14 protein-coding genes are annotated in these 12,918 nt (G+C 70.4%); 7 read left to right on the forward strand and 7 right to left on the reverse strand.

Annotated elements, in window-relative coordinates; all coding sequences use genetic code 11:
- Positions 1–218: 218 nt before the first annotated feature.
- Both OO70_RS33880 and OO70_RS33885 read right to left on the reverse strand, forming a co-directional pair.
- A complete protein-coding gene (locus tag OO70_RS33880; protein WP_043679843.1) occupies positions 219–524 on the reverse strand; it encodes a hypothetical protein in 306 nt (101 codons plus the stop codon).
- 25 nt (positions 525–549) lie between these two features.
- The gene (locus OO70_RS33885) at positions 550–1,362 is read right to left on the reverse strand and encodes a helix-turn-helix transcriptional regulator (RefSeq protein WP_043679845.1); all 813 of its coding nucleotides are present in this window, start codon (positions 1,360–1,362) and stop codon (positions 550–552) included.
- Positions 1,363–1,513: 151 nt separating this feature from the next.
- Between OO70_RS33885 and OO70_RS33890 the strand changes: the two genes are divergently transcribed.
- The gene (locus tag OO70_RS33890; RefSeq protein WP_043680000.1) at positions 1,514–2,251 is read left to right on the forward strand and encodes an SDR family oxidoreductase; all 738 of its coding nucleotides are present in this window, start codon (positions 1,514–1,516) and stop codon (positions 2,249–2,251) included.
- Positions 2,252–2,449: 198 nt separating this feature from the next.
- On the opposite strand, the gene OO70_RS33895 is transcribed toward OO70_RS33890, so the two are convergent.
- Positions 2,450–3,550, reverse strand: coding sequence for an aldo/keto reductase (locus OO70_RS33895; RefSeq protein WP_043679848.1), 1,101 nt, complete (start codon positions 3,548–3,550; stop codon positions 2,450–2,452).
- Between the two features lie 161 nt (positions 3,551–3,711).
- Here OO70_RS33895 and OO70_RS33900 point away from each other — a divergent pair, with 161 nt between their 5' ends.
- The gene (locus OO70_RS33900; protein WP_078651660.1) at positions 3,712–4,611 is read left to right on the forward strand and encodes an AraC family transcriptional regulator; all 900 of its coding nucleotides are present in this window, start codon (positions 3,712–3,714) and stop codon (positions 4,609–4,611) included.
- 31 nt (positions 4,612–4,642) lie between these two features.
- Complete coding sequence (locus OO70_RS33905) at positions 4,643–5,425, forward strand: type 1 glutamine amidotransferase family protein (protein WP_051741885.1); 783 nt, start codon at positions 4,643–4,645, stop codon at positions 5,423–5,425.
- Between the two features lie 93 nt (positions 5,426–5,518).
- Here the strand turns inward: OO70_RS33905 and OO70_RS33910 are convergent, their stop codons facing one another.
- Entirely contained in the window at positions 5,519–5,920 is a 402-nt protein-coding gene (locus OO70_RS33910; RefSeq protein ID WP_043679851.1) for a VOC family protein, read from the reverse strand.
- Between the two features lie 120 nt (positions 5,921–6,040).
- Here OO70_RS33910 and OO70_RS33915 point away from each other — a divergent pair, with 120 nt between their 5' ends.
- The 3 genes from OO70_RS33915 to OO70_RS33925 are packed head-to-tail and all read left to right on the forward strand — an operon-like array spanning position 6,041 to position 9,190.
- Positions 6,041–7,063: an ABC transporter substrate-binding protein gene (locus OO70_RS33915; RefSeq protein WP_051741886.1), complete on the forward strand. Its 1,023-nt coding sequence runs from the start codon at positions 6,041–6,043 to the stop codon at positions 7,061–7,063.
- 31 nt (positions 7,064–7,094) lie between these two features.
- Positions 7,095–8,084, forward strand: coding sequence for a FecCD family ABC transporter permease (locus tag OO70_RS33920; protein ID WP_043679854.1), 990 nt, complete (start codon positions 7,095–7,097; stop codon positions 8,082–8,084).
- 32 nt (positions 8,085–8,116) lie between these two features.
- The gene (locus OO70_RS33925; protein ID WP_051741895.1) at positions 8,117–9,190 is read left to right on the forward strand and encodes a FecCD family ABC transporter permease; all 1,074 of its coding nucleotides are present in this window, start codon (positions 8,117–8,119) and stop codon (positions 9,188–9,190) included.
- Between the two features lie 163 nt (positions 9,191–9,353).
- Here OO70_RS33925 and OO70_RS33930 read toward each other — a convergent pair whose 3' ends face one another.
- Entirely contained in the window at positions 9,354–10,394 is a 1,041-nt protein-coding gene (locus tag OO70_RS33930; protein WP_043679857.1) for an NAD(P)-dependent alcohol dehydrogenase, read from the reverse strand.
- 170 nt (positions 10,395–10,564) lie between these two features.
- Between OO70_RS33930 and OO70_RS33935 the strand changes: the two genes are divergently transcribed.
- Positions 10,565–11,500 (forward strand): helix-turn-helix domain-containing protein, encoded by a 936-nt coding sequence (locus tag OO70_RS33935; RefSeq protein WP_043679859.1) that lies wholly within the window; start codon positions 10,565–10,567, stop codon positions 11,498–11,500.
- Here the strand turns inward: OO70_RS33935 and OO70_RS33940 are convergent.
- The gene (locus tag OO70_RS33940) at positions 11,490–12,002 is read right to left on the reverse strand and encodes a hypothetical protein (RefSeq protein ID WP_043679862.1); all 513 of its coding nucleotides are present in this window, start codon (positions 12,000–12,002) and stop codon (positions 11,490–11,492) included. The genes OO70_RS33935 and OO70_RS33940 overlap by 11 nt on opposite strands.
- 34 nt (positions 12,003–12,036) lie before the next feature.
- On the reverse strand, positions 12,037–12,807 hold the full coding sequence (locus OO70_RS33945) for a group II truncated hemoglobin (protein ID WP_043679865.1): 771 nt from the start codon (positions 12,805–12,807) through the stop codon (positions 12,037–12,039).
- Positions 12,808–12,918 lie beyond the last annotated feature (111 nt).

The following is a 12,918-nucleotide window of genomic DNA, read 5'->3' on the forward strand; positions in this document are numbered from 1 at the left end:
CATGCCTCCGCGAACGGGCCGAACCTGTTCTCCGCCGCGTACGCCACCATGCGGGCGTTCCGCGCCCGGGCCTCGGGGTTGGCTCCCGTGCGGCGGAACTCGTATGTCAGCCTTACGACTTGCGGTGCTCGCCCCCGGCCAAGGAAGCGTATCGGGGCTAACTCCCTTGCTGTGCAGGGTGTTTCAGCCGTCGCGCAAGCGGGGTGCAGGGGTGCGGGTCAGTAGCGCAGGCGGGCCGTGTCGCCGTAGATACGCAGGATGGCGTCCCTGAAGCAGGCCAGGGGTGTGCCTCCGTCCGAAGGGTGCAGGGTCAGCCCGAGGTCCATGAGAGGGCGGATCGCCTCCGCGTGCCGGCTCCCGTCGGGGTCGGATCCCTGCACGTCCGCCCATGCCTCGAACAGGGCGCGGACGGACTCCCAGCCCGGTCCGGGGACGAAGTGGCACAAGAACATCGGCTGGTCGATCTCGTACTCGCGAAGCTCACCGGGCCGGATGTCGCCGTGCATGAGCCGCCATGTCCGCATCGTCGGTTCCTCCTGGTCCTGGTCGTCATGTCCCGTGAGCCGCTTCCCCGTTCGCGAAATAGATCACCAGCGTCTGTTCCGGCTGTTCGGCCAGGTGGAAGGCCGTGTAGGTGTAGGTGATCGGGGTGGTGCGGCCGGGAGGGCGTAGGCGTTTGTGGCCGCTGTGGCGGGCCTGTACCTCGTACTGGGGCCACCAGGTGCGGGCTTCCGGGCTGTGTTCGTGGAGTTCTTCGATCAGGCGGGTGTAGCGCGGGTCGGTGGGGTGGCGGCCGGAGAGGGTGCGGAGGCGGGCCAGCAGGCCTCTGGCCTCGGGTTCCCAGTCGACCAGGACGTCTCGGGCGAGGGGTTCGAGGAACACCCAGCGGATGAAGTTCGGGGGGCGGTCCGTCGGTGCGGTGAGGTTCGGGAAGAGGGCTTCGGCGGGCTGGTTGTGGGTGAGTACGTCGTAGTTGCCGTCGATGATGTACGCCGGGTGCGGGTTCAGGAGGAGAGGGACCGACGCCACTTCGGGGGTGAGGGGTTCGGTGGGCTCGGGGTCGGTCGGCGGGGTGTGGTGACCGGCCAGTCGGAGCAGGTGGTCGTGCTCGTGGGGGTTGAGGCGGAGTACGGCGGCGAGGGAGCCCAGCACCTGTTCGGAGGCTCGGATGTCCCGGCCCTGTTCCAGGTACGTGTACCAAGTCGCGCTGATGCCGGCGAGCAGGGCGAGTTCCTCACGCCGTAGGCCCGGTGTGCGGCGGCGGCCGGTCTGCGGGAGGCCCACCTCGTCCGGGGTGATGCGTTCTCTGCGGGTGCGCAGGAACGCGCCCAGCTCGTGACTCTGTTTCGCGTGGTTCGGCATCTTGTGTGGCAGCCCTGATTCCAGAATAAACACCGGTCTGGATACCAGGCTAAACGCGTTCCACACTGGGGCCAAGTGAGCGAGCAGAAGGCCACCCGGCAAGAACGCAACAGAACGCAACAGGAGGAACACCATGTCCGGAATCGATGGAATCAACGGAATCGACGGCAAGGTCGTGGCGATCACCGGTGCCGGCAGCGGTATCGGTGAGGCGACCGCGTTGTTGCTGGCCGAGCGGGGTGCGCGGGTCGTGCTGGGTGGGCGTCGGGTGGAACGGCTGGCGGAGGTGGTGGAGCGGATCGAGAAGGCGGGCGGTGTCGCCGTGTCCGTCCGTACCGATGTGACCCGGCGGGACGATCTGCACGCCCTGGTCGCACTGGCTCGTGAACGGTTCGGGCGGCTCGACGTGCTGTTCAGCAACGCCGGCGTCGGCACGATCTCGCCCCTCGACGATCTCCGGGTCGACGAGTGGGACGAGATGGTCGACGTCAATGTGAAGGGTCTGCTGCACGGAATCGGCGCCGCGCTGCCGGTCTTCCGCGCGCAGGGCTCCGGCCACTTCGTCACCACCGCGTCCACGGCCGCGTTCCGTGTCGTGCCGAACATGGCCGTGTACGCCGGCACCAAGGTCGCGGTGCGGGCCATCTGCGAGGGGCTGCGCCAGGAGGCCGGCGACTCCGTACGGGTGACCACCGTCTCGCCCGGGGTCATCGCCACCGACTTCGCCGAGGCCTCGACGAACAGTCAAGTCCGGGCGCATATAACGGAGATGAGGGACCGGTTGGCGATCCCGGCCGACGCGATCGCCCGCGCCGTCGCCTTCGCCGTCGAGCAGCCGGCCGGCGTCGACGTGAACGAGATCGTCGTACGGCCCACCGCGCAGGCCTGATCCCGACGGCGCGGGCCCGATCCCGACGTTCGGCAGCGCGCCCTCAGTACCGCGCGGCCCTCAGTACCGGGCGATCCCCCATACCGATCGGCCCTCCGTGCCGCGCAGCCCCCAGTACCGATCGGGCCTCCGTACCCGCGCGGCCCCCCAGTACCGATCAGGCCTCAGTACCGCACAGCGCTCACCACCGCACCGCGCTCAGTACCGCGCAGCGCTCTGCACCAACGGCGGATACACCCCGCTCGGCACCCCGTCCACCGTCGCCCCCGCATACTTGAGCATGTCGCCGACCTGCCGGTTGAGGTCGTGGGGGAAGTTGAGGGTCGGCGTGGACACCTCGTCGAGGGTGGCCGTCTGGGCCGGGGTGAGGTGGAGGTCCAGGGCGGTGAGGTTGGCTTCCAGGTGGGCCAGGGTGCGGGGGCCGATGAGGGTGGATGTGACGCCGGGGCGGGACCGGACCCAGGACAGGGCTGCGGCGGCGGAGGTCGCGCCGACCTGCTCGGCCACCTCGGCGAGGGTGTCGATCACCTTGAACTGGGCGGCAGTTGGTGCGCCGAGGAGGGCAGCTCGCTTGGTGTCGACGGGAGTTGACCGGTCGCGGGTGTATTTCCCGGACAGGTAGCCGCTCTTGAGCGGGCCCCACGGCAGCACGGCCATCCCGGCGTCCTGGGCCAGCGGGATCAACTCGCCCTCGATGGTGCGTTCCAGGAGGGAGTACTCCAACTGGAGCGCGGTGACCGGCGTCCAGTCGCGCAGCAGCGCCGTCGTGTGGGCCCTCGCGGTGAACCAGGCCGGGGTGTCGGAGAAGCCGACGTAACGGATCTTGCCCGCCGTCACCAGGTCGTCCAGGGTACGCAGGGTCTCCTCGACCGGGGTGGAACGGTCGTGGCTGTGCAGCCAGTACAGGTCGATGTAGTCGGTGCGGAGGCGGCGCAGCGAGTCCTCCAGCTGGCCGATGATCGCCTTGCGGCTCGCGCCGCCGCCGTTCGGGTCGCCGAGGTGGAGGTTGCCGTAGAACTTGGTGGCGAGCACCAGGCGGTCGCGCAGGCCGGGGTGGGCGGCGAGGAAGTCGCCGAGGATCGCCTCCGAGTGGCCGTTCGTGTAGAAGTTCGCGGTGTCGACGAAGTTGCCGCCGCGGTCGAGGTAGGTCTGGAGGATCTTCTCCGACTCCTCGACGCTGCTGCCGAAGCCGCCGTCCTCGCCGAAGTTCATCGCCCCGAGGCAGAAGGGGCTCACCTTGAGACCGGACCGGCCCAGACCGACGTACGAGTCGAGCGCGTCGGGTGTGTGGAGTGCCATGAAATGCTCCTGTGGGGAGGTGGGTGGACGACCAGTTCCTCCAGGACACCACTGTGAGCAGGGGAGTTGTTAGATCGATCGCATCGCTCGCTTGCACGATCCTGTCGATCTGCCGCGCGGCGGACGGTTGCGGGCCGTCCCTCCCGGTGCTTGGATCGGACGTGTACCCAGACCCGGATCTGCAGGAACTGCGCGCCCTGATCGACCGGCACGCCGGCCGGGCGCCCCTCGCCGTCGACGGTCTGAGGCTGACCAGGGCCGACCGGCCCGAGGCGCCGACCGCGAGCCTCGCCCGTCCGGTGCTGGCGGTCGTCGCACAGGGCTCGAAGCGCCTCACTCTGGGTGACCGCGTCTACGACTACGGCGCCGGCCAGTACCTCGTCGTCTCGGTCGACCTGCCGGTCGCCGGGCACTACACGCAGGCCGGTCCCGAGAAACCGTTCCTCGCGTGCGGGCTCGCCCTCGAACCCGCGAAGATCGCCTCACTGCTCCTGGACGCCGGGACCGACGCGCTCCCGCTCCCCCGCCGGTCGGCCCCGCACGGTCTCGCCGTGTGCGACGCGCCCGCCGAACTCCTCGACGCAACAGTGCGTTTGCTACGGCTGCTCGACCGCCCCGGCGACGCGCCGGTGCTCGCGCCGCTGATCGAGAAGGAGATCCTGTGGCGGCTGATCACCGGTGAACAGGGCGCTCTCGTACGGCAGATCGGCCTCGCCGACAGTCAACTCACCCATATCAGCAGGGCCATTCGCTGGATTCGCGACCACCACACGGAAACGCTCCGCATCGAGGACCTGGCCCGGCTGGCCGGGATGAGCGCCTCCCCCTTCCACCGGCACTTCCGCGCGGTCACCGCGCTGACCCCGATCCAGTACCAGAAGCGGATCCGGTTGCAGGAGGCCCGATTGCTGCTGATGAGCAGCACGGAGGATGTCGCCGACGTCGGCTTCGCGGTCGGCTACGACAGCGCGTCCCAGTTCAGCCGCGAATACCGCCGCGCGTTCGGCAGACCGCCGGGGCAGGACGCGGTACGGCTCCGGGGCGGGGCTCAAATGGTGTGACAGGAGGGCACGGACGGGATTTGATTCCCCCGTGAACGAGCCGAGCGAGCCCACCAGCCCCAGCACCTTCCTGATCGGCGGCGGCTGGGCCACCCCCGGCGTCTACGAACCCTTCCTCCGCGCCGCAACCCCCTCCGACCGCTCCACCCCCCGCATCGCCTGCGTGATCCTCGACGAAGGCGACGGCCACGGGGCCGAGCAATTCGCCCGCTACGACGCCGCGTTGCGCGGCGCCGCCGACTGCGCCCCCGTCCCGGTGCTCGTGCCGATCGGCGGGCGCTTCGACATCGACGCGGCCTCGGACGTCGACGGGCTGCTCGTGTGCGGCGGACTGACCCCCGCCTATCAGGACGCCTTCGCCGACTGTCTCGACCGGTTGCCGCGTCTCCTCGCCGAGCGGCGCATCCCGTACGCCGGGTTCTCCGCCGGTGCCGCGCTCGCCTCGCGGTCGGCCGTCGTCGGCGGATGGCTGGTCGACGGCGTTCCGGTGTGCCCGGAGGACACGGCGGAGGACCTGGACGAGCTCGACGTACGGGACGGGCTCGGGCTCGTGTCCTTCGCCGTGGACGCGCACGCGGCGCAGTGGGGGACGCTGGCCCGGCTGATCGCCGCCGTCGGCCGTCACCGGCTCCCGCACGGTGTCGCCATCGACGAGAACACGGTGGTCGAGGTGGACGCGGACGGTCGCGCCCATGTCTCCGGCCGGGGACGCGCGCACTCCGTACGACCCACCGCCACCGCCACCGCCACGGCTGACGGTGGCGTGGTCGTACGGTCCTACGGCACGGGCGAGTCGTTCCGCGCCGACATCTGAATCAACCCCCGCTGCCGCACCGGCGCATGAATCCACCCCCGCCGCCGCACCGGCATCTGAATCACCTCTCGCCGCCGCACCCCGCCGCCCGAGTCAACTCCCGCTGCCGTACGGCCTCGTGAGGATCTCCAGGTTGTGGCCGTTCGGGTCCTCGAAATACGCCCCCCGACCGCCGTCGTTCGTGTTGATCTCGCCCTCGCGCCGGTGGAACGGGTCCGCCCAGTAGGTGAGCCCCGCCTCCCGGAGCCGGCCGAAGATCGCGTCGAAGTCGTCCTCCGAGACGAGGAACGCGTAGTGCTGCGGGGCGATCGCACCGGATCCGGACCCTGAATCGGTGTGGTCCATGAAGTCCAGGGTCACCCCGTTGGGGATCTCGACCGGGATGAACGGGCCGTACTGCGGGCTCACTTGGAGTCCGAGGATGTCGGCGAGGAATCGGGCCGACGTGTGTTTGTCGTGCGCGGCGACGATGGTGTGGTTCAACTGCACGGTCATCGTGTGGGCCTCCTCGTGCCCAAGCTACTCCGACGGCAAGCTAAGGTAAGCCTTACCTGGCCGGATTCGATCGGAGAGACAGTGACAGTGCGCGCGTTCAAGAGGAAGGCTGTCACGGCGATGGCCGCCGTGACCGTCGTCGGGGGGTTGCTGGCCGGGTGCTCGTCGTCCACCGCTGACAACGATGCCGAGAAGACGGGCGACGGCTCGCAGAACAAGGTGATCGGCGCCTCGGAGGGGCCGTCCGCCGCGCCGAGCACCCTCGCGACCGGTATGGGCGCGGACACCGACACCGACGGGACCTTCCCCCGGACCGTCACGCACTTCGAGGGCAAGACGACGATCAAGGCGAAGCCCACGAAGATCGCCGTGCTGAGCACCGGACAGCTCGACGACCTGCTCTCCCTCGGCACCGTCCCGACGGCCACCACCCGCGCAGACAACGCCGGACTCGTCCCCGACTACCTCGCGGACGCCTTCCCCGCGGACAAGTCGAAGCTCGACGCGATGACGGACGCGGGCACGCGCCAGGCACCCAACCTGGAGACCCTCGCCGCCGCGAAGCCCGACCTGATCCTCGCCAACGACTCGCTCGGCGACCTCTACCCCAAGCTGTCGAAGATCGCCCCGACCGTCATCACCGCGGGCAACGGCATCAACTGGAAGCGCGACCTGCTGCTCGTCGGCGACGCGATCGGCAAGGGTCAGCAGGCGCAGAAGCTGCTCGACGGGATAGTCGAGGACGCCCACGAGAAGGGCGAGGCCCTCTCGAAGACCTCCGTGTCGATGCTGCGGTTCACGCCGGGCCGCACCCGGATGTTCGGCGTCTCGTCCTTCACCGGTTCCATCGCCGTCGACATGGGGCTCGACCGGCCCAAGTCGCAGCAGTTCAAGGCGATTTCGGAGGACATCGGCGCCGAGAGCATCGACAAGGCGGACGGCGACTGGATCTTCTACTCGGTGCAGGGCGACGCCGACAAGACCGACGCGGCGAGCGTGCTGGCCGGTCCGCTGTGGAAGTCGATGTCGGCGGTCAAGTCCGGGCACGCGGTGAAGGTCGACGACGACCCCTGGTACCTCAACGCCGGTCCGACCGCCGCCCGACTCGTCGTCCTCCAACTCGCCGAGGACATCAGCAAGTAGCGGGACGAAGAGACACCCCACAGGACAACCAGTGAGCGTCAAACGCCTCGCCTGGCCGGCGGCCACCCTCGCGGTGGCCGCCGCCGTGCTGCTCAGTCTCGCCGTCGGCACCCGGCCGGTACCGCTGTCCGAGGTGCTCAACGCCCTTCTGCACGGCGGGAGTTCACCGGACGCGCTCGTCGTACGGTCGCTGCGGCTGCCCCGCACCGAGATCGGGCTGACGGCGGGCGCGGCACTCGGCGTGGCGGGCGCGGCACTTCAGGCCGTCACCCGCAACCCGCTCGCCGACCCGGGCATCCTCGGACTGAGCCAGGGCGCGGCGGCCGGCGTCGTCCTCGGAATCGCGACCGGCCTCGCGAACGGATTCAGCGGCTACGTCTGGTACGCCTTCGCCGGTGCCGTCCTCGCCGCCTGCCTGGTCTACGGCATCGCCGCGCGCGGACGCGGTGGGGCCTCGCCGGTCAAACTCGCCCTCGCCGGTACGGCGTTGTCCGCGATGACCGCCGGTGGTACGACCGTCGTCCTGACCTCCAGCTCCGCCGCCCTCGACCAGTTCCGGTTCTGGCAGGTCGGCTCGCTGAGCGGGCGGGACGCCGACACCGTCGTAGAGATGCTGCCGTTCCTGGCGGCGGGCGCGCTGCTGGTGCTCGCCTGTGCGCGGGGGCTGGACGCGCTGGCCCTCGGGGACGAGACGGCGCGGGCGTTGGGGCACCGGGTGGGGGTCGTACGGGTATGTGCGGCGCTCGGGGCGACCCTGCTGGTGGCGTCGGCGGTGGCCGCCGCCGGGCCGATCGCGTTCGTCGGGCTCGCCGTCCCGCACCTGGCCCGGCGACTGACCTCCGGCCGGCACCGCAGCCTGCTCCCGCTGTCCGCGTTGCTCGGTGCCGCGCTGCTGGTCGGGGCCGATGTGGCGGGGCGGGTCGTGCGGGCTCCCGCCGAGGTGCCGGCCGGGGTGATGACCGCGTTGGTGGGGGTGCCGGTGCTGGTGGTGCTCGTGCGGCGGAAGGGGACGGCCGTATGAACGGCATGGCCAAGCCCCGCGAACCCGACCGCATGACCCGGCCCGGAACCGGAACCGGAACCGGGGCCTTCCGCCCCGCCGGCGTCACCGTGCTGCGCCCCCGCCCCACCATCTCCCTTCTCCTGCACCGCCGTTCGGCCGCCGTCGCCGTAACTCTCCTGCTGCTCCTCGGTGTTGCGATGACCGCGGCCGCGTGTCTCGGGCAGACCTACATCCCGCCCGCCGAGGTGTGGCACACGCTCCGTACCGGTTCCGGGCAGTACGACCTCGTCGTCAACGAGTTGCGGGTGCCGCGGATCGTGCTGGGCGCGCTGGTCGGGGTGGCGCTCGGGCTCGCGGGGGCGCTCGTGCAGACCGTCACCCGGAATCCGCTGGCCAGTCCGGACGTGATCGGTGTCGGGCACGGCGCCGCCGCCGCGACGGTGCTCGCGTTGTCCTTCGGATTCGTCAACTCGCCCAGTGCCATGCCCGCCGTCTCCGTAGTGGGTGGGCTCGCCGCCGCCGCGCTCGTGTACGTGCTGGCGTGGCGGCACGGGATGCAGCCAAGTCGGTTCGTGCTGACGGGAGTTGGCATCGGGGTCGCGCTGTCGGCCGTAGTGCAGCTGTATCTCGCGGACAGCGAGCTGGAGGCCGCCGAGCAGGTCAAGCTGTGGCTGACCGGGTCTCTCAACGGGCGGGGCTGGGAGCAGGCGGGGCCGTTGGCCGTCGTACTGCTGCTGTCGCTGCCCGCGTTGGTGTGGGCGGGCCGGGCCGTGCGGCCGCTCGGGCTCGACGGCGACACGGCGGCGTCGCTCGGGGTGCGGGTGGACCGGACGCGGCTCGCGCTGACCGTACTGGGGGTGGTGCTGGCGGCCACGGCGACCGGGGCGGCCGGGCCGATCGGGTTCGTCGCGCTGACCGCGCCGCAGTTGGCCCGGCGGCTCACCCGTACGCCTCAACTGCCGTTGGTTTGCTCGGCGTTGGCGGGTGCGGTGATTTTGGTGACCGCGGACCTCGCCGCCCGGACCGTGCTGCCCCCGCTGGAGGTTCCGGTGGGGGCGCTCACCTCGTTGGTAGGGGGGCCGTATCTGTTGTGGCTGTTGGGGCGGAACAGGGTGGGGGGCTGAGGGTCGTCGGCGACTGCGGGTGCGTCGTGGTTGCTCGCGCAGTTCCCCGCGCCCCTAAAAGACGCAGGGCGACCGGTGTTTTTAGGGGCGCGGGGAACTGCGCGACCAGCCCCGACGCACCCGCACTCGACAGCGCGCCGGGACCCGGTTTGAAGCGACGCCGTCAGATCGTGGCCGTGTCGATCACGAACCGGTACCGCACATCACTGGTCAGCACCCGCTCGTACGCCTCGTTGATCTGATCCGCGGAGATGAGCTCGATCTCGGCGCCGAAGCCGTGCTCGGCGCAGAAGTCCAGCATCTCCTGGGTCTCCCGGATGCCGCCGATGCCGGAACCGGCGAGGGTCTTGCGGCCGCTGATCACGGAGAACAGGTTGAGGGAGACGGGCTCCTCGGGGGCGCCCACGTTCACCAGCGCGCCGTCCGTCTTCAGCAGCGAGAGGTACGCGCCGAGGTCGAGCGGGGCCGACACCGTGGAGACGATGAGGTCGAGGGTGCCCCGCAGCTCCTCGAAGGTCTTCGGGTCGCTGGTCGCGTAGTAGTGGTCGGCGCCCAGCTTCAGGCCGTCCTCCTGCTTGCGCAGGGACTGCGAGAGGACCGTGACCTCCGCGCCGAGCGCGTGCGCGATCTTGACGCCCATGTGGCCGAGGCCGCCCATGCCGACGATCGCGACCTTCTTGCCGGGGCCGGCGTTCCAGTGCTTCAGGGGCGAGTACAGGGTGATGCCGGCGCAGAGCAGCGGCGCGGCCTCGTCGAGGGAGATGCCCTCGGGGATGCCGACGACGAAGTTCTCGTCGACGACGATTGTCTCGGCGTAACCGCCGTAGGTGGGCTCGCCGTCCTTGCCGACGGAGTTGTACGTGCCGACGTTGCCGCCGGTGCAGTACTGCTCCAGGCCGGCCTTGCAGTTGTCGCACTCGCGGCAGGAGTCGACCATGCAGCCGACACCCACCCGGTCGCCGACCTGGAACTTCGTGACGCCGGGGCCGACCTCGGAGACGATGCCGGCGATCTCGTGGCCGGGCACCATCGGGAAGGTGGCCTCGCCCCAGCCCTCGCGGGCCTGGTGGATGTCCGAGTGGCAGATACCGGCGAACTTGATGTCGATCAGGATGTCGAACTCGCGGACGGCCCGGCGCTCGATGGTGGTGCGCTCCAAGGGAGCCTTGGCGGCGGGGGCGGCGTACGCAGCGACTGTGGTCATGCCGGAACTCTCCTAGGGGGGATGTGCACCCGGCTGCCTTCCGACCGGGCACGACAGTCAGCCTGCCCGAAAGTGCTACGACTACCCAGACCACGCCTCTGCGTACGTCCGCTGTGCCTACCACCAGCGAGGTCAGGCTCCTGGGCGTACGACCGGGAATACTGGAGCGTATGGACGAACACCCCGCATCCGCCGCCGAGCCCGCCACGGACACCGGCCGATCCCTGGACCGGCGTGCCGAGCTCAGCGAGTTCCTGCGCACCCGGCGGGCCCGGCTGCAACCTCAGGACGTCGGTCTGCCGGACTTCGGGCGGCACCGCCGGGTGCCCGGGCTGCGGCGCGAGGAGCTGGCGCAGCTGGCCGGGGTGTCGGTGGCGTACTACACGCGGCTGGAGCAGGGCAACGGACGGAACGTGTCGGCCGAGGTTCTCGACGCGATCGCCCGCGCCCTGCGCCTGACCGACGCCGAGTCCTCGCACCTCACGCACCTGGCGAAGCCGAAGCAGCACAAGAAGAAGCCGTCGTCGCCGTCCCAGCAGGTGCGGGTGCCGCTGCGGCAGCTGATCGACACGATCGACACGGTCCCGGCGTACGTCTGCGGCCGGCGCACGGACATCCTGGTCTGGAACCGGATGGCCGCGGCCGTCTTCGGCGACTGGTCGCAGCTGCCGCCGCAGGAGCGGAACTGGGCGCGGCTGGTGTTCCTGCGGCCCGAGTACCGGGACCTGTTCGTGGAGTGGGAGCAGAAGGCCTCGGACATCGTCAGCATGCTCCGGATGGACGCGGGCTGCCATCCGGACGACCCGCGGCTGTCCGCCCTGGTGGGCGAACTCTCCGTGAAGAGCGAGGAGTTCAGGCGCCTGTGGGCCACCCACGACGTCAAGGAGAAGACCTACGGCGTCAAGCACCTGCACCATCCCCTGGTGGGCGACCTGACCCTGCACTTCGAGGGCTTCCACCTGTCCGACGGCTCCGAGCAGTCCCTGATCACCTACCACGCCGAACCGGGCTCCCCGTCGGCCGACGCCCTGCGCCTGCTGGCGAGTTGGGGCACGGACGCGACCCTCGCGGGGTCGTCCGCTCCCCGTCCCGATCTCACTCCGTGACGCCCAGGTCCGCCCGCATCAGCCGCCGCATCGCGGCCAGCCGCGGCTCGGCCTCCTTCAGGTCGACCAGGACCTGCTCGGCGCTCTCACCGTCCCGGGGCAGACCCCGGTCGAGCCGTTTCACGGCCGCGTCGACGTCCGCGAGGACCTCGTTGACCGCGCGGGAGGCGTCCAGGACGCGTTCGGGTACGACCATCTGCGCCTCGGCGTAACGGTCCCGGTGGTCCCGGCGCGCCTCCTCCAACTGGTCGCGTTCCAGTTCGGTGTAGACACTGTCGCGGAGGCGGTGCAGGGCGTCCTTGAGCAGCGTGTGGAACTGACGCGAGGAACGGTTCATCGCCGTGTACGCGTCCCGGCGCTCCTCGAACCGCCGTCTGTGCTCGGCGAGTTGGGCCTCCTCGCCGCGCTGCCGGGCGGTGAGGCGCTGGCTGAGGACGGGCGCGAAGAGCGTACCGAGCACGCCGACGACGGCGGTGATCATGGCGGTCACGGCGGTGGTCATGCGGTGACCTTATGGCACCCCCGATACGGCGATGTCAGCCCTGATAGGGCGGCATCGATCCCCAACTCCACTGCGGCACGGGCTGATCCGCCGGCGGCTGCGCGTCCGGACCGGAGAAGTACACGGCCAGCCGCGTCCCCCACTCCACGTACGCGACGAACGCAGACCGGAACTCCGCGTCCGTCGGCAGGCCCGCGTCGTCCGCCGCGTCCTGGACGAGATTGACCCAACGGCGCCGCTGGGGCTCGGTGATGTGTTTGCCGAAGTGCTTGGCGACCATGTGGCCGTGGCCGCCCTGGGTCTCGGAGTAGGCCGCCGGTCCACCGAAGACCTCGGCCAGCCAGAGGGCGACATGCCCGGCGTGCTCGGGGGCCAGGTCGGCGAAGAGGGGGGCGAGGAGGTCGTCCTTGAGCACCTTGCCGTAGAAGACGTCGGTCAGCCGGGAGAAGGCCTCGGCGCCGCCCGCCCAGTCGTACAGGGTGGGGACGGCCGAGCCGTCGCCGTGCACGCCGGTCGGCCTGTAGTGGCGCATCTCCTCGATGTCCTCCACGTACCGGCCGATCTCGGCGAGGAACGGCGGGAACAGGTCCGACCTGCGGAAACCGTCCAGGTGTGCCTCGGTCGACGTCCACGTGATGCGGAGCACGAAGTGCTCCGGGTCCTCCTCGCACCGGGTCAGTTCGTACGACACGCACTGCGGGGCCACGGCCAGTTGGCGCGCGGCCCGGGTGTAGGCGGCCAGGAACTCCACCGACCGCTGCTCGGGGATGCGGTACCGGATGTATTCGACGGTCTGGGCAGTCATGGAGTCACGGAAACACGAACGGCCCGCCGGAAGCTGCACTTCCGCCGACCGGTTCGCTACGGGCTCACTTCACCCCTTCAAGGGACACCATGAAAAGTCCGAGCCGGGCCG

The organism is Streptomyces xylophagus, from assembly GCF_000716435.1.
In the GTDB taxonomy this organism is placed as follows: Bacteria; Actinomycetota; Actinomycetes; order Streptomycetales; family Streptomycetaceae; genus Streptomyces; species Streptomyces xylophagus.